General features: G+C 56.8%; 17 protein-coding genes and 1 tRNA gene. 5 read left to right on the top strand and 13 right to left on the bottom strand.

Going from position 1 to position 20534, the window contains the following annotated elements; all coding sequences use genetic code 11:
- Window position 1: 1 nt before the first annotated feature.
- The 6 genes from ACR0D9_RS00235 to ACR0D9_RS00260 all read right to left on the bottom strand — a co-directional run bounded on the left by ACR0D9_RS00235 (window position 2) and on the right by ACR0D9_RS00260 (window position 6650).
- Window positions 2–1384, bottom strand: a complete 1383-nt coding sequence (locus ACR0D9_RS00235) for an aldehyde dehydrogenase family protein (RefSeq protein WP_480537378.1) — start codon at window positions 1382–1384, stop codon at window positions 2–4.
- 94 nt (window positions 1385–1478) lie between these two features.
- Window positions 1479–2840: a glutamine synthetase family protein gene (locus tag ACR0D9_RS00240; protein ID WP_267364712.1), complete on the bottom strand. Its 1362-nt coding sequence runs from the start codon at window positions 2838–2840 to the stop codon at window positions 1479–1481.
- Between the two features lie 57 nt (window positions 2841–2897).
- On the bottom strand, window positions 2898–3935 hold the full coding sequence (locus ACR0D9_RS00245) for a TRAP transporter substrate-binding protein (protein ID WP_209504652.1): 1038 nt from the start codon (window positions 3933–3935) through the stop codon (window positions 2898–2900).
- A gap of 57 nt (window positions 3936–3992) precedes the next feature.
- Window positions 3993–5318: a TRAP transporter large permease gene (locus ACR0D9_RS00250; RefSeq protein ID WP_267367377.1), complete on the bottom strand. Its 1326-nt coding sequence runs from the start codon at window positions 5316–5318 to the stop codon at window positions 3993–3995.
- On the bottom strand, window positions 5318–5839 hold the full coding sequence (locus ACR0D9_RS00255) for a TRAP transporter small permease subunit (RefSeq protein WP_480486424.1): 522 nt from the start codon (window positions 5837–5839) through the stop codon (window positions 5318–5320). Before ACR0D9_RS00255 ends, ACR0D9_RS00250 begins: the two co-directional genes overlap by 1 nt.
- Window positions 5840–5855: 16 nt before the next feature.
- Entirely contained in the window at window positions 5856–6650 is a 795-nt protein-coding gene (locus tag ACR0D9_RS00260) for an N-formylglutamate amidohydrolase (protein WP_480492630.1), read from the bottom strand.
- Between the two features lie 94 nt (window positions 6651–6744).
- Between ACR0D9_RS00260 and ACR0D9_RS00265 the strand changes: the two genes are divergently transcribed.
- The 5 genes from ACR0D9_RS00265 (at window position 6745) to ACR0D9_RS00285 (ending at window position 12727) form a co-directional block, all read left to right on the top strand.
- Complete coding sequence (locus tag ACR0D9_RS00265; protein WP_480482048.1) at window positions 6745–7617, top strand: MurR/RpiR family transcriptional regulator; 873 nt, start codon at window positions 6745–6747, stop codon at window positions 7615–7617.
- Window positions 7618–7720: 103 nt separating this feature from the next.
- Window positions 7721–7794, top strand: a tRNA-Gly gene (locus ACR0D9_RS00270).
- A gap of 127 nt (window positions 7795–7921) precedes the next feature.
- On the top strand, window positions 7922–9742 hold the full coding sequence (locus ACR0D9_RS00275) for an ABC transporter transmembrane domain-containing protein (RefSeq protein WP_480537379.1): 1821 nt from the start codon (window positions 7922–7924) through the stop codon (window positions 9740–9742).
- Between the two features lie 159 nt (window positions 9743–9901).
- Entirely contained in the window at window positions 9902–11791 is a 1890-nt protein-coding gene (locus tag ACR0D9_RS00280; protein WP_480486420.1) for an acyl-CoA synthetase, read from the top strand.
- A 12-nt stretch (window positions 11792–11803) separates the two neighbouring features.
- Window positions 11804–12727 carry an alpha/beta hydrolase gene (locus ACR0D9_RS00285; RefSeq protein ID WP_480486418.1) on the top strand — a complete coding sequence of 308 codons (924 nt, stop codon included), beginning with the start codon at window positions 11804–11806 and terminating at the stop codon, window positions 12725–12727.
- A gap of 10 nt (window positions 12728–12737) precedes the next feature.
- Here the strand turns inward: ACR0D9_RS00285 and ACR0D9_RS00290 are convergent, their stop codons facing one another.
- The 7 genes from ACR0D9_RS00290 to dtd form a co-directional block, all read right to left on the bottom strand.
- The gene (locus tag ACR0D9_RS00290; RefSeq protein WP_267364868.1) at window positions 12738–13574 is read right to left on the bottom strand and encodes an alkaline phosphatase family protein; all 837 of its coding nucleotides are present in this window, start codon (window positions 13572–13574) and stop codon (window positions 12738–12740) included.
- 156 nt (window positions 13575–13730) lie between these two features.
- A complete protein-coding gene (locus ACR0D9_RS00295) occupies window positions 13731–15368 on the bottom strand; it encodes an ABC transporter ATP-binding protein (protein ID WP_480486416.1) in 1638 nt (545 codons plus the stop codon).
- Window positions 15365–16180 (bottom strand): ABC transporter permease, encoded by an 816-nt coding sequence (locus tag ACR0D9_RS00300; RefSeq protein WP_209504928.1) that lies wholly within the window; start codon window positions 16178–16180, stop codon window positions 15365–15367. Before ACR0D9_RS00300 ends, ACR0D9_RS00295 begins: the two co-directional genes overlap by 4 nt.
- On the bottom strand, window positions 16180–17136 hold the full coding sequence (locus ACR0D9_RS00305) for an ABC transporter permease (protein WP_209504642.1): 957 nt from the start codon (window positions 17134–17136) through the stop codon (window positions 16180–16182). The genes ACR0D9_RS00300 and ACR0D9_RS00305 overlap by 1 nt, the downstream gene beginning before the upstream one ends.
- Window positions 17137–17151: 15 nt before the next feature.
- Entirely contained in the window at window positions 17152–18738 is a 1587-nt protein-coding gene (locus tag ACR0D9_RS00310; protein WP_480482037.1) for an ABC transporter substrate-binding protein, read from the bottom strand.
- A 234-nt stretch (window positions 18739–18972) separates the two neighbouring features.
- Window positions 18973–20076, bottom strand: a complete 1104-nt coding sequence (locus ACR0D9_RS00315; RefSeq protein ID WP_480537380.1) for a glycerate kinase type-2 family protein — start codon at window positions 20074–20076, stop codon at window positions 18973–18975.
- On the bottom strand, window positions 20076–20513 hold the full coding sequence (gene dtd, locus ACR0D9_RS00320; RefSeq protein ID WP_480537381.1) for a D-aminoacyl-tRNA deacylase: 438 nt from the start codon (window positions 20511–20513) through the stop codon (window positions 20076–20078). The genes ACR0D9_RS00315 and dtd overlap by 1 nt, the downstream gene beginning before the upstream one ends.
- Between the last annotated feature and the right edge of the window lie 21 nt (window positions 20514–20534).

The following is a 20534-nucleotide window of genomic DNA, read 5'->3' on the forward strand; positions in this document are numbered from 1 at the left end:
CTTAGCCCGTGACCTTCTTCAGGTGGTAGGATTTTGGACGGGTGAGATTGTGATAGCCGATGACCGAAAGACCACCGCCGCGTCCGGTATTCTTGCAACCGGTCCAGCACAGCCCAGGATCCAGATAGTCGGCCCGGTTCATGAAGACGGTGCCGGTCTCGATCTGGTCGCCCACACGCGCCGCGCGATCCACATCGCGGGTCCAAAGGCTGGCAGTCAGGCCAAATTCGCTGTCATTCATCAGCGCGATGGCCTCGGCATCCGAGGACACTTTCATGATGCCAACTACGGGGCCAAAGCTTTCGTCCCGCATCACCCGCATATCATGGGTGACATTGGTCAGGATCTGCGGCGTCAGATACGCGCCGCCATCATCCTCGGGGAAGGGGTCGATATGCGCGACCGCACCGTCCTCAACCGCTTCGGCAATTTGTGCGCGCACCTCGTCAGCGAAACGGACATTTGCCATTGGGCCTATCGTGGTTTCGGTGTCCAGCGGATTGCCCAGCTTGTAGCCTTTCACGATTTCTACGGCCTTGGCGACAAAGTCGTCATAAAGGCTTTCGTGAACGTAAATCCGCTCGATCCCACAGCAACACTGGCCCGAATTGAACATCGCGCCGTCGATCAGCGTGTCAACCGCCGCGTCCAGATCGGCGTCGTCCATGACATAACCCGGATCCTTGCCGCCCAGTTCAGTGCCGACGCCCGTAAAAGTCCCCGCCGCCGCACGCTCCATGGCCTGACCGCCACCAACCGAACCGGTGAAGTTCACAAAGTCGAACGCGTTGCCCGCGATCAGATCATTGGTCACGTCGTGGCTGAGAAACACGTTCTGGAACGCGTCTTCAGGCACACCCGCCGAATGGAACGCCTGCGCCATCCGCTCACCAACCAACAAGGTCTGGGTCGCGTGCTTCAGAACAACGGTGTTGCCCGCGATCAATGCGGGGGCCACCGTGTTGATCGCCGTCATGTAGGGGTAGTTCCAGGGCGCAACTACAAAGACCACCCCATGCGGAATGCGCTTGATATAGCGTTCAAAGGTTTCATCCTCGCCCACGGCAATATCTGCCAGTGACGTCTCGGCGATCTTTGCCATATGGCTGGCGCGTTCGTTGAATCCCCCAAACTCGCCGCCATAGCGCACCGGGCGGCCCATCATATGCGCCAGTTCCGGAACAATCTCATCATTCATCGCGCCGACGGCCGCGACGCCCGCCATCACCAGATCAATCCGCTCCTGCAACGGACGCGCTGCCCATCCGGCCTGCGCCGCCCGCGCACGGTCAGCAATTTCAAACGCAGCATCCCGAGACAGTACTTCTCGTTCGGCAAATACCGATCCATCGATCGGCGAGACACATTGCAACATCTGCCCCATAGTCACTCCACCTCTAAAGAGAGCAGGATCCCTGCTTCATCTGGCCAAAAATATCCCGGGGTGCGCGAGGGGCCGGCCCCTCGCTTCCTCCATCTCAAGCCCGCTCAAACCCGCGGGCAATTTCCCAATCGGTTACCACGCGTTCGAATTCCTCGATTTCCACCTCAGCCGCGCGGGTATAGTGATCGACAACGTCATCGCCCATGGCCGCGCGCAGCATCTGTGATCCGTGCAAAGCGTTGCGTGCATCCTTCAAAGTACCCGGGATCTTTCCCGTCTCGCCCTGATAGACATCGCCTTTGGTCGGCGGCTGCAACTCCAGCCCTTCTTCGATCCCCGCGATCCCGGCCGCCAGCATCCCTGCAATCGCCAGATAAGGGTTCATGTCCGATCCCGGAATACGGCACTCGACCCGTATCGCCTTGGTGCCATCCCCGCACAGGCGGTACCCAGCCGTACGGTTGTCTACCGACCAGATGATCCGCGTCGGCGCAAAGGTGCCCTTCATGAACCGCTTGTAGCTGTTGATGTACGGCGCCATGAAATACGTGTAATCGGCAGCGTATTTCAGCAGACCGGCCATATAGCTTTTCATCAGCGCCGACATGCCCAGTTCATCCCCGGCATCATAGAAGGCAGGTTTGCCATCCGCCCAAAGCGACTGATGCACATGCGACGAGCTGCCAACCCTTTCATGATGCCATTTCGGCAGGAAGGTCGCCGCATGACCCTGCTGCCAGGCGATCTCTTTCACCGCGTTCTTGGCGATCGAGTGATACTCTGCCGTGTCCATCGCAGGCGCGTATTTGATATTCAGTTCTTCCTGTCCGGCCTCGGCTTCACCTTTGGTGTTCTCGACCGGAATACCCGCATCCCACAGGTGGTTCCGGATCGGGCGCATCACATGCTCTTCCTTGGTGGTCTGCAGAATGTGATAGTCTTCGTTATACCCCGAGATCGGCTCCAGATCGCGGAACCCTTCCTTGCGGATCGCATCAAAGCTTTTCGCGAACAGGAAGAATTCCAGCTCGGTGGCGCACATCGCCTCATACCCCATCGCCTTCAGGCGATTCACCTGCTTTTTCAGGATCGAGCGCGGCGCATGTGGCACTTCCTCATGGGTGTGGTGATCCAGCATATCGCACATCACCATCGCGGTGCCTTCCAGCCAGGGCACCGGGCGCAATGTGCTCAGGTCTGGCTTCATCACATAGTCGCCATAACCCCGCTCCCAACTGGTCGAGGCATACCCATCCGGCGTCGCCATCTCGAGATCCGTGGCCAGCAGGTAATTACAGCAATGGGTCTCTTCCCACGCGCCAGCCACAAAATGACCTGCATGAAAACGCTTGCCCATCAACCGACCCTGCATGTCAACCATGCAAACCAATACAGTGTCGATCGCGCCGTCTGCGACAAGCGATTTCAGGGTTTCGAAAGTCAGAGTTGCGGTCATGAAACAAACCTCATGCGTTGAGTAGGAGCGCCGCATGACAGCGCCCCTGTTTTGATATCAATCGAAAGTGTAAGGAGCGCCGGCCTGGTTGATGACCGAGTTGTACTCACGGAAGATGCCAACGATCTTCTGGTGAATTTCGCCTTCCTGTGCGACCTCGTCCCAGAATTCGATAGCGGCATTTTCCACTTCTTTCCATTCTGCCGCCGGAACCTGTCGCAACTGCAGTTTGTCGCCATTCGCGCGTAAGGCCGCTTCGCCGCCCCAATACCACTGGTTACGATAGGTGTGGCCTGCTTCGACACCTGCCATCACAACCGATTTCAGGTGGTCAGGCAACTCGGCCCAGCGTTCCTGGTTTGCAAACCAGGATCCGATCCACGCGCCTGAGATGTTGTTGGTCAGGAAATAGTCGGTCACATTGGCCCAGCCAACAGTGTAATCTTCAGTGATGCCCGACCAGGCCATTCCGTCCAACTCACCGGTTTGTACCGCCACTTCCGCGTCTTCGTAAGGGATATTGACCGGCACAACACCAAACTTGGCCAGGAAACGCCCGGCCGTCGGGAAGGTATAGAGCTTCAGCCCATCCAGGTCGCCAAGGCTCTTGATTTCCTTTTTGGTGTTGAAGTTGCAGGGGTCCTGACCCGCTGCCGACAGCCACGTCACGCCAACCTTCTCATATTCCGAGCGCCAGATATCAGCCAGACCGTACTGGTTGAACAGCACCGGAACGTCCAGAATATGCTTGGTGGCGAAGGGGAAATAACCACCGAACTGACGCAGCGGAGTAGGCGAAGCCATGGAATCGTCGTCTGAATGCACACCGTCAATCGTGCCGCGTTGCAGGGCCTGGAACAGTTCACCTGTCGGAACGATCTGGTCCGCATAGAACAGTTCGATCTCAAGTTCGCCATTGGCATTGGCGTTGATGTAATCGATGGCTGGCTTGGTCACATGTTCGCCCAATGCGCCACCGGCATAGGTCTGGAACCGCCACTTGATGGCGGATTGCGCTTTGACGATCGCAGGAGAGGCCAATGTGGCGGCCCCCGCCAGACCGGCGGAACTTAGAAATCTGCGTCTTGTAGTCATTGTCTTTCTCCTCTGTTTAGTCTTGCTGAACTTCGCCCCTTGCCGGGGTCTTGTGACTTAATTTCCATAGACATAATTCGGCAGCCAAAGCGCGATTTCAGGAAAGATGATGATTATGGCCAAGGCGCAGACCATCACCAGAACAAAAGGAACGATCGAACTGTAGATATCGCGCAGCGATATTTCCGGCGGGGCCATCGCGCGCATCAGGAACAGATTATAGCCGAATGGCGGCGTCATATAAGCGATCTGCGTGGTGATCGTATAAAGCACGCCGTACCAGATAAGATCAAAGCCAAGCGCACCCACCAGCGGAACGTAAAGCGGCGCGACGATAACCAGCATGGCAGTATCGTCCAGAAACGTGCCCATCAGGATAAAGCTGAGCTGCATGAGAACCAGGATCATCCAAGGGGAAAGACCCAGTTTTTCGGTGAACAGGCTTTCGATTGCCTTGACCGCACCCAACCCGTCGAAGACAGCGCCAAAAGCCAGAGCCGCCAGAATGATCCACATGAACATACACGAGATGCCCAGGGTGTGCCGAATTGAATTCTCGAAAACCGTGCGTGTCAGCCGCCCTTTCAGAAAGGCAGCCAGCATGGCCGTAGTGGCGCCGATGGCGGAGGATTCCACCAACGAAGTCCAGCCGTTAACAAAAGGGACCATCATCACCATGAAAATGCCCAAGGGTAACAATCCGGCTTGCAACAGCAGCAGCTTTTCTCGCAACGGAATGTCGCGGTCTTCCGCGGGCAGGACCGGGCCGAGCGACGGGTTGATGCGGCAGCGGATGACAATGTAGATGATGAACATGGCCGCCATCATCAGCCCGGGTATCACTCCGGCAAGCCATAGCTGGCCAACGGGTTGCCGCGCGATCATGGCATAAAGAACCAGAACAACGGATGGTGGCACCAGAATCCCAAGGGATGATCCGGCCTGAATGACGCCGGTCACCATGCGCTTGTCATAGTTCCGGCGCAGCAGTTCCGGCAAGGCGATCGTAGCGCCGATTGCCATTCCTGCAACGGACAGCCCGTTCATTGCCGAGATCAGAACCATCAGCCCGATGGTTCCGACAGCCAGACCACCGGACAAGCCGCCCATCCAGACATGGAACATCTTGTAAAGGTCGTCTGCGATCCGACTTTCGGAAAGGATGTATCCCATGAAGATGAACATGGGCAGTGTCAGCAGCGGGTACCACTTCATGACTTTGATCGCAGCGGCAAAACCCAAGTCGTAGCCGCCCCTATCCCCCCATAGGAACAAGGCCGAAACCACAGCGACACAGCCGATTGCACCAAAGACGCGCTGGCCGGTCAGCATCATAAGCATCATTGATGCGAACATCAGCAAGGCAATCATCTCGTATGACATCAGATTACCTCACGCGGGATATCGTCGCCGCACAGGCGCAAGATATCCTTGAACAACTCGGAAACGGCTTGCAGCAGCATCAGGAAGATACCGATAACCATGATCAGCTTGACCGGCCACAGGTAGGGCCGCCAGATCGTCGCGCTGCGCTCACCGCCATATTGGAAAGAATACATCAGGCTGTCCCATCCACCCCACAGCAAGATGAGCAGATAAATGATCAGGAATACGATTGTGAAGGCATCCGTCCAGGCCTTGCGGCGATGAGACCATTCGCCATAAAGCAGGTCCATTCGCACGTTTGACCCCATCTGGATCGAATAAGGGCCACCAAGCATATAGTAGGCCACCATGGCGAACTGAGCCATCTCGAGTGTCCAGAGCGACGGTACGAAAAAGGTTTTCGAGACCGAAGACCAGAACAGAATACCCATCATGACGAATATGCCGTACATGACGACGCGCCCGATCCAGCGGTTCGTTCGATCAATGACCGCCACGTAGCCCCGCAAGAACTTCATCTCGATACCTCAACTCTCATTGTTTCGCCTCTGTGTGCGAATACGCATCAATTACCGTTTGCAGGATCGGCGTCAGGATCCCGGCAATGCGGTCGACTCCCGTTGGAGTGTCGATGAGATCGTTTCGAACCTCGACCATGACATTCGGAAGCCCCCGACTGATCGCATGTTCCTGCAATGTATGCGTGACGCCATCCGTGGCAGAGTAAGGTTCGTTCAACGCGGCTTTCAGACCCGAGCCCTTGGCACAGCGCAGCATAAGTTGGGCCGCCCTGTCGTCTTCGTCATGAAGAATGCCCAGTTCGACTGATCGGGTCTTTCCATTGTAGACGGGCGTGAAGCTGTGCATCGTGACTACGACAGGCGGCCGCTCCCGTGCGTCCAGAGTAGACGACAACAGTTGTTTGAACGGCTCATAAACCTCGCGGATCCTTTGGGCACGTTGAGCGTCCGTCAGGCTTTCGTTGCCGGGGATGGAAAACACTTCGCTTACCTGCGGCATTGCATCTGCACGTTCAGGTGAGCGGTTGCAGTCGTAAACAAGTCGGCTGATGCAGGAATGAACCAGCGGCGCGTCCAAGGCCTTAGTCAGTTCGACCGAAAGCGCCAATGCGCCAATATCCCATGCTGCATGAGACAATGCTGCGTCCTCAGTCAGGCCCAATCCGTTCAATGACGCTGGGATGAATCGGCTAGCATGTTCGCATACCAAAACGCACTGCGCCCGGCCGTTGGCATTCTGCGCGCGGGCTGCTGGAGCTTCGGTTGGTAGTAGCATTGGTGTCTCGGAATCGTGGTGCATAAGAAGCATTTGTTACAGCAACCTCAGACCTGTCAAGAAAATTACTGTAGACAAAATTACAAACAATCATATCCTGTAAAAAATTTGAGAAATGAAGGTGCCGATGGCCACCGTTGCGAAACTTGTCAAACAGCGGATACAGGAAGAGCTTGACGATCTGACACGGTCAGAACGGCAGCTGGCCTCGGTACTTTTGCAGGATTATCCAATGACCGGCTTGCAATCGATCACCAAGCTGGCCGCTGCCGCGCAGGTCTCGACCCCGACGGTCATACGTATGGCACGCAAGCTGGGTTTCGACGGTTTTCCCGCCCTGCAGGACGCCCTGCGAGAAGAGGTGGCGGCACAGATCAAAAAGCCGATCTCGAAACGGGATGCCTGGGTTGTGGATGACGCGGCGGAGCATCCCACAACGCGGTTTGCGCAGGCTGTTTGGACAAATATGCGCCACACGCTGGAACGTCTGGACAAAGAGATGTTCGACACCGTTGCCCAGCTTCTGGCAAATACGGATCGCCATCTTTACGTCGTGGGCGGGCGTATCACGCGTTCAAATGCGGACTATCTGTTCAATCACATGCAGATTATTCGACCCAATGTGACGATGCTGGGCAATTCGGCAAACGTTTGGCCGCAGTACCTGCTTGATATGGATGAAACCTCGGTTCTGGTGATTTTTGATATCCGCCGATACGAGGCCTATCTCGAGAAATTGGCGCAGGTCGCATCAAGCCGCGGTGTGACGGTTATCCTGTTCACCGACCAATGGGGATCACCGATAGGCAAGACCGCCAACTACACCTTTCACGCACTGGTCGAGGCGCCATCCAGCTGGGATTCAACAATAGCGCTACAGCTGATATCGGAGACCCTGATCGCTGAAGTGCAAGAGGCACGGTGGGAAGAAAGCAAGGAACGCATCGAGGAACTTGAGCGGTTTTTCTCCTCGACGCGGATATTCCGCAGTCACGATTGAAGGCCGTACATCCACCGGGAAATATCACGGTTTTGGTCGCGCGAATTTTCACACTTCCCGCTTGACGCGCCCCGGCGCATGACTTAACCAGCGCAAACCATTTGCGGGTATAGCTTAATGGTAAAGCCCCTGCCTTCCAAGCAGGCTATGTCGGTTCGATTCCGTCTACCCGCTCCAATCCCCACTGATTTCTGCGTCAAATGGCCCTTATGGTTGGCTGTTTCTGGCAGGAATGCTTGACCGGAACGGCGGCTGGGGCCAAGAAAGCGTTCACTTTGTAGCGTTCAATACACAAGGGCCGGACATGGCAAGACAGACCGCCAATAAACCAGCACAATCAGCGGCTCCTGGCGCTAGCGAAGAGCGGGCCCGCTCAAGGAAGATCGGGGTGCTGCGGTCGCTCTGGCCTTTCATGAAACCCTACAGGCTATTGATGATCGGGGCGACACTGGCGCTGATCCTGACAGCCAGCATGACGCTGACCCTGCCATTGGCCGTGCGACGCGTTGTCGACAATTTCCGCATTCAGGACGGTGAATTGCTGGACTGGTACTTTTTGGCAGCGTTGGGCATTGCCGCTGTTCTGGCTGCGGGAACCGGCATCAGATATGCGTTGGTCACACGGTTGGGGGAACGTGTGGTTGCTGACATCCGCAAGGCTGTATTTGATCGTGTGATCGGCATGAGCCCCGAATTCTACGAACGCATCATGACCGGTGAAGTGTTGAGCAGGATCACCACCGACACGACACTCATCCAATCGGTTCTTGGCTCATCCGTTTCCATCGCGCTGCGCAATATGCTGATGTTTATCGGCGGGCTGGTTCTGATGCTGTTGACCTCGGCCAAGCTGACCGGGCTTGTCTTGCTGCTTATCCCCGTGGTGGTGGTGCCGATATTGATTCTGGGTCGGCGTTTGCGCGTTATCAGCCGTGAAAACCAGGATTGGATCGCTGCGTCATCCGGAAACGCGGGCGAGGCATTGGGGGCGGTGCAGACCGTGCAGGCCTTTACCCACGAACAGGCCAGCCGCCAGCAATTCGATGAGATGACCGAGATGTCCTACACCGTTTCGCTGCGTCGGATTCAGACGCGTGCGGTGCTGACGGTGATTGTGATATTTCTGGTATTTTCAGGCATCGTTGGCGTTCTGTGGATGGGTGCAAATGACGTACGCAACGGTGTGATGACCGAGGGCGTTCTGATTCAATTCGTGATCTACTCGATTATAATGGCGGGTTCAGTCGCGGCCTTGTCCGAGATTTGGAGCGAGCTTCAGCGCGCCGCCGGAGCCACCGAGCGACTTGTTGAGTTGCTGAATGCCGAAGATACGGTTTCGGACCCGGCCAAACCCGCTCCTTTGCCAAAGGACGTCCGGGGCGAAATCCGGTTCGAAGATGTCAGTTTTCGCTATCCAGCGCGCCCCGATACAATCGCGCTGGATCACTTGTCGCTTCAGGTAAACCCGGGCGAGACCGTTGCCTTTGTCGGACCGTCAGGGGCGGGCAAGACGACGATCATTCAATTGATTCAACGGTTCTATGACCCAAATTCGGGCCGGGTGATGTTGGATGGCCATGATCTGCGGGAACTGGATCGCACAGATTTCCGAAAGTACATGTCATTGGTGCCGCAGGATCCAGTGATCTTTGCCGCCTCAGCCCGCGAAAACATTCGTTTCGGTCGTCTGGACGCAACGGATGCCGAAGTAGAAGCCGCAGCCCGTGCCGCCATCGCACATGATTTCATTGCCGTATTGCCCGATGGGTATGACAGTTTTGTCGGCGAACGCGGTGTCATGCTGTCGGGTGGGCAAAAACAGCGTATCGCAATCGCCCGCGCCATTTTACGCGACGCACCCGTGCTGCTGCTGGACGAGGCGACCTCGGCTCTTGATGCGGAGAGTGAACGTGCGGTGCAGGGCGCAGTGGATCAGATGCGTGCCGGCCGCACGACCCTGATTGTTGCGCACAGATTGGCGACTGTAAAGAAAGCCGACCGTATTGTCGTGCTGGAAGAAGGCCGTATCGTGGCGCAGGGCAGCCATGATGATCTGGTGACCCAAGATGGGCTATATGCGCGCCTTGCACGACTGCAGTTCACAGATGGCGTTGCGGCAGAATAGGAGTGACGCGCGGGCATTTGTGAATTCGCCGTAGCGTCATTCTACATTTTACCCCCTTTGAAGGCTAAGGCCTCGCTTGCGCGAGGGTTGTTTTGCTTCCATCTTGGTTGCGAACAACAAGCTCGTGCAAAAACACGGGAGAAAAACGGGAGGAACCACATGGCCTTTGTGGGATTGGAAGACAAGACGCGCATGGAACAGGAAATGTCGTGGGAGGATCGGGATCTGCCTGTCACCTTCCATCAGCTCCTGTCGCGCACGGCGGGGAAGTTCCCGAACCACAATGCCATCAGTTTTCAGCTTTTTTCTGGCCCCAATGACAAAGCCGAAACCCTGACCTGGTCTGAACTTCTGGGCAAGGTCAATCAGGCGGCAAACCTGTTTCGTTCGCTGGGTGTGGGTGAAAAAGACGTGGTGGCCTATGTGCTGCCAAACTGTAACGAAACACTGATTACCATGATGGGCGGTGCAGTTGCGGGCATTGTGAACCCGATCAATCCGCTGCTGGAGCCCGAGCAGATTGCGGCGATCCTGCGTGAGACAGGCGCCAAAGTGGTTGTTACGCTAAAGTCTTTCCCGAAAACGGATGTTGCCCAGAAGGTGGAAGAGGCGGTGCGCCACGCGCCCAAGGTCAACACCATTCTGGAAATTGACCTGAACCGGTACCTGACGCCACCCAAATCGTGGCTGGTTCCCTTCCTGCGCCCCAAGATGGGCGAAAAGGAAAAACTGGCACATGCGGACTACAAGAGTTTCAACAAGGAACTTGCCAAGCAACCAACGACGCTGACATTCGAGGACAGCAAGGATGATCGCGTTGCTTGTTTCTTCCACACCGGTGGGACCACCGGGATGCCCAAGGTGGCGCAACACAAATACTCGGGCCTGATCTACAACGGCTGGCTGGGCAACACGCTGTTGTTTGACGAGAATGACGTCATCATGTGCCCGCTGCCGATGTTCCACGTCTTTGCAGTGCATGTGATCGTGATGGCCGCCGTTTCGTCAGGTGCGCATGTGATATTCCCGACACCTGCAGGTTATCGCGGTGACGGTGTGTTCGACAATTTCTGGAAGCTGATCGAGCGCTGGAAGGTGAGCTTTATCATCACTGTTCCAACCGCGATTTCAGCCAAGATGCAACGCCCGGTGGATGCAGACATCTCAAGCGTGAAAACCGCCTTTTCGGGTTCAGCGCCACTGCCGGTGGAGTTGTTCCGTCGCTTCGAAGAGGCGACGGGCGTCACCATCGTCGAAGGCTACGGCTTGACCGAGGCCACCTGTCTGGTCTCATGCAACCCCGTGGATGGCGAGAAAAAGATCGGTTCGATCGGTATTCCGTTCCCCTATACGGATGTCAAAATCCTGCTGGATGGGCCGGATGGGCCGACAGAGTGCGGTACTGATCAGATTGGTGAGATCTGCATCTCGAACCCCGGTGTGTACGCAGGCAACACGTATACTGAGGCCGACAAGAACATTGGTCTTTATCACTTTGACAAATACCTGCGTACGGGCGATCTGGGGCGGTTTGACGAAGACGGCTACCTTTGGATCACTGGTCGCGCCAAGGACCTGATCATTCGCGGTGGTCACAATATCGATCCTGCCGAAATCGAAGAGGCGCTCCTGGGTCACAATGCGGTTGCCTTCGCGGGGGCGATCGGCCAGCCGGACGCGCATTCGGGCGAAGTGCCCTGCGCCTATGTCGAATTGGTCGATGGGGCGTCGGTCACTGAAAGTGAGCTGCTGGAATATTGTAAGGTTCACGTGCATGAGCGTGCCGCGCAACCCAAGCATATCACCATTCTTGACGAGTTGCCGAAAACTGCGGTTGGCAAGGTGTTCAAGCCGGACCTGCGCAAACAGGCCATCACCCGCATATACAATGGCGCTCTTGAAGCTGCGGGCCTCGCTTCGCGGGTTGTTCTGGTGATCGACGATAAGAAGCGTGGCCTTGTCGCGCAGCTTGACGCGAACGGATCTTCGGAAGACGATGTCGCGAAAGTCCTGGGCGCATATACCCGGCCCTGGGAGTGGTCCGAATAAGTTGGAGGAACAATGGACTATGAACGCCTGATCGACGAAGAAACCTGGGCGTTCATACGCCGCACGGCTGAAAGCTATCCCGATGATGCGGTCGATTTGTCCATCGAGGACCAGCGTCGCGTCTATGACGCGATGTGCAAGAAATTTCGCCAACCGCGCCCTGCCGGTGTCGAAACTCAGGACCTGTTCGCCGATGGGGTGCCGGTCCGCCATTATACATCCGGGCAACCGACCCGAACGATCGTCTATTTCCACGGCGGCGGGTTTGTTGTTGGCGGGCTGGACAGCCATGATGATGTCTGTGCCGAGTTCTGTGCCCAAACGGGATACCGCGTCGTTTCAGTTGACTACAGGCTGTGCCCTGAACATGTGCATCCGGCGCAGTTCCGGGATTGCTGGACGGCTGTGAAATGGGCGGCGGCTGAGTATGGCGACCCGCTTGTTCTGGCCGGGGATAGTGCAGGTGGAAATCTGGCAGCAGCTATCGCCCACCATGCGCGCGGGCGGCTGGACAATATACTGGGGCAGGTGCTGATCTACCCCGGTTTTGGCGGAGACCAATCGCGCGGTTCATATCTTGAGCACGCCCATGCTCCTTTACTGACACTGGACGATATTAAATTCTACGAAACCGTCCGATACGCAGGTACCCCGCCTCAGGGCGATCCGACTTACGCGCCCTTACAGGACAATGATTTCTCGGAACTGCCGCCTACTGTTGTGATTACCGCTGATTGTGATCCGCTCCGTGATGACGGGAAGGACTATTGCGAGCGGATCAGCGCAGCTGGTGGTCTGGCCCATTGGATCAACGAACCTGGCCTTGTCCATGGGTACCTGCGCGCGCGAACCTCGGTAATGCGCGCTGCAGACAGTTTCGAACGGATTTCGATCGCAATCGAAGCGCTTGGGCAAGAAATCTGGCCCTACGACTGACGCCAGCCAGTTACTTCAGGAAAGGCTTAGCCTTCATCGTCTCTGCGAGGGGCGCACCCAAACGGTTCAGAATGGTCGGGGCCAATTGGACCTGGTCTATCACGGTTTCAGCGTCAGGCCCGTCGGCATCGCCGAAGTAATAAAGCGCGGTTTCCTGTTGCAGTGGGCTGCGCCCACCGTGGTGTCCGCGCTCGTCCTGACCGTGATCGGCGGTGACGATCACCTCATACCCTAGTTGGCGCCAGCGTGGGATGAACGGGGCCAGCATCTCGTCTGCAACAAAACAGGCATGATCCATTTCCTCGCAGTCGTGATAGAAACGGTGACCCATGCTGTCCAGTGTGCAGGTGTGCAGGATTCCATAGTCCAACCCAAAGCGCAGACACAGATTGGTCAGGGTCGCAAATAGATCGACGTCGGACGGGGTCATCTGATTGTCTTTGCCGTAACCGGTCATGCTGTGAAAGCGACCGTGATTGATGGTCTGGCTCTCTGGCTCGTCATATTCGACGTCCCGCACATAGTCGAACGGGTGACGGTTGAAGAACTGCGACCAAAAACTGTGCGTTACTGCCCCAGTCACGCCGCCGGCCTCACGTACCTGGCTAAAGATATCCTTGTGGCTCAGGCGAAAAACGTTGCCGTTTCCGGTGCAGCCGTGTTCTTGCGGGGTTACGCCCGTATGGATCGATGCATAGCAACTGGCCGAAGTTGAAGGCAGCACCGCGCGGTGCTTCCACACCCGAGCTTCGCCGCTGTCGACCCAGCCTTCGAGGTTGCCGAACAGGCGGCGGAAATTCCGGTATGGTACTCCGTCAAGGATGATCAATAGTAGTTTACGGTCCATGGTTCGGCCTTTTGATCTGAGTATTTCATGGGGACGATACGCGAGTTGAAACCACGCGCCTGTCAAATCGCGTCCCAAATAATAAATTCCCGACGTCAGCCAAGATGCAAAACGCCGGGAATCCATTTCTTCAAAGTGATGTTACAGGCGCAGAGATCAGTTCCCCGCGCTTTCCATTTTGCGATGGGCAACGACCTCTTCCAGCCAACCCAGATGCATCTCGGGCACCGAGCTCAGCAGCAGGTCTGTATAGTCGTCGAATGGCGGGCTGAGCACCTGGCTCTTTGGGCCATAGCGCGCCACGCGTCCCTGATACATCACCGCAATGCTGTCGCTGATCGCCCGAACCGTCGCCAGATCGTGGGTGATAAACAGGTAGGCCACATCCTCGATCTTCTGCAAATCCAGCAGCAGCTTGAGGATACCGTCCGCCACAAGCGGGTCGAGTGCCGATGTCACCTCGTCGCAGATGATCATCTTGGGCTTGGCCGCCAAAGACCGCGCGATACACACGCGTTGCTTCTGGCCACCGGACAACTCGGCTGGGTAACGGTCGATGAACTTCTCGCCCAACTCGATCTCGTCCAGCAACTCGACAACCCGTTTGCGTTTTTCGGCACCGCGCATGTTGAAGTAGAACTCCAGCGGGCGCCCGATGATCGTGCCGACGGTCTGGCGCGGGTTCATTGCCACGTCAGCCATCTGATAGATCATCTGCAACTCGCGCAGGTCCTCGCGGGATCGTCCGGCAAGATCAGGCGAAAGTTTGCGTCCGGCAAACGTAATCTCGCCATCGCGCGGCGGCAACAGGCCGGTGATCACCCGGGCGAGTGTCGACTTACCAGAACCGGATTCGCCCACAACTGCCAGCGTCTGCCCCGGATGAAGCTCGACATTGACGTTGTGCAGCACGTCGAAATTCAACCCCTTGTAACGTGCGGTGATACCGTCAACGCTCAACAGTGGTTCCGCTGTGGGCTGTTTTTCTTCGTGCTCGATCGAACGGACCGAGACCAGAGCTTGCGTGTACTCTTCCTGCGGGTTGTTGATGATCTGATCGGTTGACCCGTATTCAACCGTATTTCCCATCCGCAGAACCATGATTTCGTCGCTGACCTGCGCCACGACCGCAAGGTCGTGCGTGATGTAAAGAGCAGCAACACCGGTATCGCGAATGGCTTCTTTGATCGCCATCAGCACGTCGATCTGCGTGGTCACATCCAGCGCCGTGGTGGGTTCATCGAACACCACCAGATCGGGTTCAGGGCACAGCGCCAGCGCCGTCATGCATCGCTGCAACTGTCCGCCTGAAACCTGGTGCGGGTAGCGGTCACCGATATTATCCGGGTCGGGTAGACCTAGTTTGGCGAACAGTTCCCGCGCGCGGCCTTCGGCCTCTTTTCGCGAAAACTTCTTGTGCTCGACCGCAGCTTCTACAACCTGATCCATGATCTTCTTGGCCGGATTGAACGACGCGGCAGCGGATTGCGACACATACGCAACCTCACCCCCGCGCAGATTGCGGATATCGCCATGGGATGATTTCAGGATATCGCGCCCATTTACCCAAACCTCGCCGCCGGTGATTTCAACACCACCCCGGCCATAGGCCATGGAAGCGAGGCCGATAGTGGATTTCCCGGCACCGGATTCTCCGATCAGCCCCAGCACCTTGCCGCGTTCGAGGTCAAAACTGACCCCGTGCACGATTTCGATGTCATGGGGTTTCTCACCCGGTGGGTAAACGGTCGCACCGATCTTGAGGTCACGGACCTTGAGAAGGGTATCACTCATCCCCGACCTCCTTTCAGCGATGTGGTTCGGTTCAGGATCCAGTCAGCCACAAGGTTGACCGAAATCGCGAGCGTCGCGATGGCCACGGCGGGGTAGAGCGCTGCGCCAATGCCATACACGATGCCGTCCTTGTTTTCCTTCACGATGCCGCCCCAGTCGGCCAGCGGTGGCTGAACGCCCAGCCCCAGAAACGAAAGGGTCGAGATGAAGAGAACCATAAAGATGAACCGCAGCCCAAACTCGGCCACTAGCGGTGACAGGGCGTTTGGCAGGATTTCGCGGAAGATGATCCAGGCACGGCCCTCGCCGCGCAATTTGGCCGCCTCGACATAATCCATCACGTTGATGTCGACAGCAACCGACCGCGACAGGCGATACGGGCGGGTCGCGTCCAGAAGCCCCATCACCAGGATCAGGATCGGAACCGTCACCGGGACGATGGCCAGAATGACCAGCGCCAGGATCAGCGTCGGGATCGACATGACCAGATCAACTGCCCGGCTGAGCACCTGATCGGCCCAACCGCCCAGAACCGCAGCCAGCAAACCCAGCGACGTGCCGGTTACAAAGCTGAGGATCGTAGCCGCAGCAGCAATGAAGATGGTGGTGCGCCCGCCATAGATCATGCGTGTCAGTAGATCCCGACCGATATTGTCGGTGCCCAACAGGTGTTCGGCGCTTGATGGCTCCCACACATCGCCAACCACTTCGGCCATACCGTATGGTGCAATCAAAGGTGCGGCCAAGGCGACAAAGAAATAGAGACCTGTGAAAAACAGACCGATCATCGCCGAAATTGGAATATTCTTCATCATTTCGGATGCCTCAGTCTTGGGTTGGCCAGGATCGATACGATATCGGCCACCATGTTCAGCCCGATATAGACGGCGGCAAAGACCACACCACACGCCAGCACGACCGGCACGTCACGCTTGGTCACCGAGTCCACCAGGTATTGTCCCATGCCGGGATAAACGAACACCACTTCGACTACGACAACACCCACAACCAGATAGGCCAGGTTTAGCATCACCACGTTTACAATGGGTGAGATCGCGTTCGGAAAGGCATGTCGCGCAATGACCTGAAAGTTCGACAACCCCTTTAGTTCCGCCGTTTCGATATAGGCCGACTGCATCAGGTTGAGGATCGCTGCGCGGGTCATGCGCATCATCTGCGCCAGAACCACCAGTGTTAGCACGAATGCGGGCAACGCGATCGCATTGAGTTTTTGCCCAAATGACATCGAGTCATTGATCATCGCAAGCGAGGAAAACCAGCCCAGCTTTACCGAGACATAGTAGATCACCACATAACCGATCAGAAATTCGGGGATCGAAACCGTTGTCAATGTGATGGCAGAGATCAGCTTGTCTGGCCAGCGGTTGCGGTAGCGGACTGCCAGCAGGCCCAGAAAGATGGCAAGGGGAACCGAAACCACGGCCGCGGCGCATGCCAGAAACAATGTGTTGCCCAACCGTTTGCCAATGCTTTCAGCAATGTCGAGCTTGTTGGTCAGGGACTGACCCAGATCACCCTGAACGATACCGCCCAGCCATTCGAAATAGCGGGTCAGGGCAGGCCGGTTCAGGCCCATTTCTTCGCGAAGGTTTGCAAGGGCCTCTGGGGTTGCGGACTGCCCCAGGACGGCTTGCGCTGCGTCTCCGGGAAGGGCTTCGGTCAGGCCAAAAATCAGAGCCGAAGCGCCAAACAGCAATAGGAGTCCCAGCGCAAGGCGCTGGGAAACCAGTTTGATGATAGGATGCATGATCCGTGGCCCGTTTTAGACGAACCACATTTTGCGGGACATGTTGCCGTTCATCATCTCTTGGTTCGGGTCTGATTCCCAACCATCCAGCTGATTACTGACGCCTTCAACAAAGTTGTTGAACATCGGGCAAATCAAGCCGCCTTCGTCGCGGACCATACGGCCCATCTGGCTATAGATGCCTTTGCGCTTTTCTGCATCCAGTTCTGCACGCGCCGAAAACAACAGATCGTCAAAGGCCTGAACTTTGAAACGAGTGTCGTTCCAATCCGCAGTTGACAGGTAAGCGGTAGTATACATCTGGTCTTGTACAGGGCGACCACCCCAGTACGACGCACAGAAGGGCTGGACGTTCCAGACTTCGGACCAGTAGCCATCGTTGGGCTCACGTTTGATTTCCAGCGGGATACCAGCCTGAGCGGCCGTCTGCTGGAACAGAGCTGCGGCGTCGACAGCACCTGGGAAGGCACCATCTGCAACACGCAGGATAATCGGCGAGCCATCATGGCCAGACTTTTTGTAGTGCTCGGCCGCCTTTTCGACACTGAACTCGCGCTGCTCGATTGTTTCGTCAAACAGTGGGTAGGCCGCGTTGATCGGCATATCATTACCGATCGAACCGTAGCCTCGCAGAACCTTGTCTACCAGGTCAGCCCGATTGATGGCGTATTTCAGCGCGGTGCGCAGTTCATTGTTATCAAACGGTGCCGTGTCGCAATGCATGATGAAGACATAGTGACCGCGACCAGCGGTAGAATGTACGGTCAGGTTGGGTGCGCGGCCCAACAGGTCGGCAACTTTGGGTTCCACGCGGTTGACCGCGTGGACCTGTCCGGATTGCAGGGCAGCGGTACGCGCAGTTGCGTCGTTGATGACGATGACTTCGACACTGTCGAAATTGCCGTAATCGCTGTTCCAGTGGTTTTCGTTCTTTGTAAACAAGTGACGCACACCGGGTTCGTCAACTTCCAATTTGTACGGTCCAGTCCCGATACCTGCCCCCGGATTATCCATACCGCCATCAGGCTGAATGATCAGGTGGTAATCGGCCATCAGATAGGGCAGGTCGGCGTTTGGCTCGGTCAGGGTGACCTGGAAGTTGTCGCCGTCAGCTTTCATTGACTCAATGCCCTTCATGATGCCCAGGGCACCGGACTTGGAGTCTTCGTTCGAGTGGCGCTGCATGGTTTTCAGCACGTCTTCGCTGGTCATAGTCTTGCCGTTGTGGAATTCGACACCCTGACGCAGCTTGAAAGTCCAAACCTTAGCGTCGGCGCTGCCTTCAACGCTTTCCGCCAGACGCGGCTCGATCGAGCCGTCTGGTGCAACTTCAACAAGCTGGTCACCAAACTGTTTGCCGTTCTGGAAGGGAACCGAGCTTGCGTAGGTCGCTGGGTCCAGAGAGTTAGTGGATTCACCACCCTGAAGACCAAATTTCAAATCACCGCCCTTTTTCGGCCCAGCAGCCCGAGCGGCGTCCGCGAACATTGTGCTGGCCATCGCAGCCGAAACACCCAGAGCCGCGGCTTTCCCCATGAATTCGCGGCGGGTCATTTTTCCGGCTGTGACCTGACCGGCCATATGCGTGATTTGTTCGTTCATTGATTATTCTCCCTATCGAGTGGTTTTAACCCTTTTCGGGTTTTTGTTGACGCATGAGTCAACGTTGGCTTATTTCGACGGACCGGGCAAGGGTATTTCTCCTAGATGCCGAAGGCCGAAGCGCAAGTAACCTTGTTTGGCGCGATGCCCTTTCCACAAGAATACTATGATACAATTCTGTTTCAGGCCAGTTTCCGAGCCTTTGCGGTACGGCGCGGTGCGATATGCGTCAATTCATCCACGTATTGCGACAACCAGGTCCATGACATTGGTGCCGGTTGGCCCGGTTGTCAGCAAGGCTTGGGCTTTTTCCAGAAACGATCCGCTGTCAGCATTTCGAAGGGCGGTTATCCCGCTTTCGCTCCATGTTGCGCCGGTAATGATTCCCCCTGCCGCATTGGTCGGCCCGTCTGTGCCGTCCGTGCCGCCGACAACAACTGTAAGGTTTGGCTGCCCGGCAATCTCCTGTGCCAGTGCAAGTGCCAGCGCCTGGTTTCGCCCACCGCGCCCAGGGTGATCGGGCAAGACCACTGTCGGCTCTCCGCCGAAGACCATCACGCCCTTTTCCATGCCGCGCAGCAGTTGGCCGAGATGTGCGGCAACCTTCAGATAGTCGTCATGCAGCGCCTCTTCATCGGCCCAAACCTTTAGCCCAGCCGCTTCGGCGGCTTGTACAACCGCACTGCGGGCATGGGCGTTCGAGGCCACGATCCGCGTGACGGCCTCAAATGTGTGGCTGGAAGGCAAAGCGCCGACACCCGATCCAATGACATTGAGGTCGTCGCCCGGTACGTCCGAGATGGCCAGAACGGTCGCGCGCGCGCCCGCAAAGTGCGACAGCAACCCCCCGCCTTTGATGCGGGACAGTTTGCGCCGCTCAGCGTTCATAGCGCCGATGTCCATTCCCTCTGACAGTAACTTGCGGTTCAACGCTTCAAGATCGCTCAGCGATTTTCCGGGCAAAAGGTCCTCGGCCAACGAAGACGCGCCACCCGACACCAGAAGCAGCACATGTGATCCGGGTTCCATCTGCTCCAGCGCAGCACGCAGAGCGCGCCCGCCTGCAAGGCTGCGGTTGTCCGGAACCGGGTGCGAGGCTTCGATCACCTCGACAGTGTCCGGCAAGTCACGGCCGTGATCGTCCTTGGTCACAACAAGCGTGGGAACCGTGCCGAACCGCGCCAAGGCCGCCCGTGCCATGGCGGCGGCGGGCTTGCCTACGGCCAGGATACGATCCGGATTCGGGATGTCGTGCAGGGCGGCCTCGGTGGCGGTGTATCCATCAACGGCCTCAACCCCGGCGCGCCAAAGTTGAACGGCTTGCTTTTCAGTATCCATCAAGTCTCCACCCAGATTGTAACCGGTCCGTCGTTGACAACTTCAACGGCCATGTCGGCCCCGAATTGTCCAGTTTCCACCGCTACACCTTGCGCAGCAAGGTAGTTTGCGAAGGTGTTATACAGATGCTCGCCCAGTTCGGGCGGTGCTGCAGTTGAAAACCCCGGCCTGTTACCGCTTGTTGTATCTGCCGCCAATGTAAACTGGCTGATCACCAAGGCTGACCCTTTTACATCCAGAAGCGATCGGTTCATCTTGCCCGCATCGTCCTTGAAAATCCTGAGTCTGGCGGTTTTCCGGGCCAGTTTTTCAGCCTGGGTTTCATCGTCCCCCTGCATGGCGCAGACAAGAATCAAAAGCCCCGGACCGGATGCGCCAATGACATTGCCATCGACCGATACTTTGGCTTGCGAAACTCTTTGCAGCAATGCGCGCACGCGGTTCCCCCCCTTGGCGAT

The sequence above is a fragment of the Ruegeria sp. AK11 genome (genome assembly GCF_056541095.1).

Coding starts and splice junctions, on each gene's coding strand:
- ACR0D9_RS00245 (WP_209504652.1), bottom strand. CDS start 3,935: ATGACTACAAGACGCAGATTTCTAAGTTCCGCCGGTCTGGCGGGGGCC.
- ACR0D9_RS00310 (WP_480482037.1), bottom strand. CDS start 18,738: ATGAACGAACAAATCACGCATATGGCCGGTCAGGTCACAGCCGGAAAA.
- ACR0D9_RS00290 (WP_267364868.1), bottom strand. CDS start 13,574: ATGGACCGTAAACTACTATTGATCATCCTTGACGGAGTACCATACCGG.
- ACR0D9_RS00285 (WP_480486418.1), top strand. CDS start 11,804: ATGGACTATGAACGCCTGATCGACGAAGAAACCTGGGCGTTCATACGC.
- ACR0D9_RS00240 (WP_267364712.1), bottom strand. CDS start 2,840: ATGACCGCAACTCTGACTTTCGAAACCCTGAAATCGCTTGTCGCAGAC.
- ACR0D9_RS00250 (WP_267367377.1), bottom strand. CDS start 5,318: ATGTCATACGAGATGATTGCCTTGCTGATGTTCGCATCAATGATGCTT.
- ACR0D9_RS00275 (WP_480537379.1), top strand. CDS start 7,922: ATGGCAAGACAGACCGCCAATAAACCAGCACAATCAGCGGCTCCTGGC.
- ACR0D9_RS00235 (WP_480537378.1), bottom strand. CDS start 1,384: ATGGGGCAGATGTTGCAATGTGTCTCGCCGATCGATGGATCGGTATTT.
- ACR0D9_RS00280 (WP_480486420.1), top strand. CDS start 9,902: ATGGCCTTTGTGGGATTGGAAGACAAGACGCGCATGGAACAGGAAATG.
- ACR0D9_RS00265 (WP_480482048.1), top strand. CDS start 6,745: ATGGCCACCGTTGCGAAACTTGTCAAACAGCGGATACAGGAAGAGCTT.
- ACR0D9_RS00295 (WP_480486416.1), bottom strand. CDS start 15,368: ATGAGTGATACCCTTCTCAAGGTCCGTGACCTCAAGATCGGTGCGACC.
- ACR0D9_RS00315 (WP_480537380.1), bottom strand. CDS start 20,076: ATGGATACTGAAAAGCAAGCCGTTCAACTTTGGCGCGCCGGGGTTGAG.
- ACR0D9_RS00300 (WP_209504928.1), bottom strand. CDS start 16,180: ATGAAGAATATTCCAATTTCGGCGATGATCGGTCTGTTTTTCACAGGT.
- ACR0D9_RS00255 (WP_480486424.1), bottom strand. CDS start 5,839: ATGAAGTTCTTGCGGGGCTACGTGGCGGTCATTGATCGAACGAACCGC.
- ACR0D9_RS00260 (WP_480492630.1), bottom strand. CDS start 6,650: ATGCTTCTTATGCACCACGATTCCGAGACACCAATGCTACTACCAACC.
- ACR0D9_RS00305 (WP_209504642.1), bottom strand. CDS start 17,136: ATGCATCCTATCATCAAACTGGTTTCCCAGCGCCTTGCGCTGGGACTC.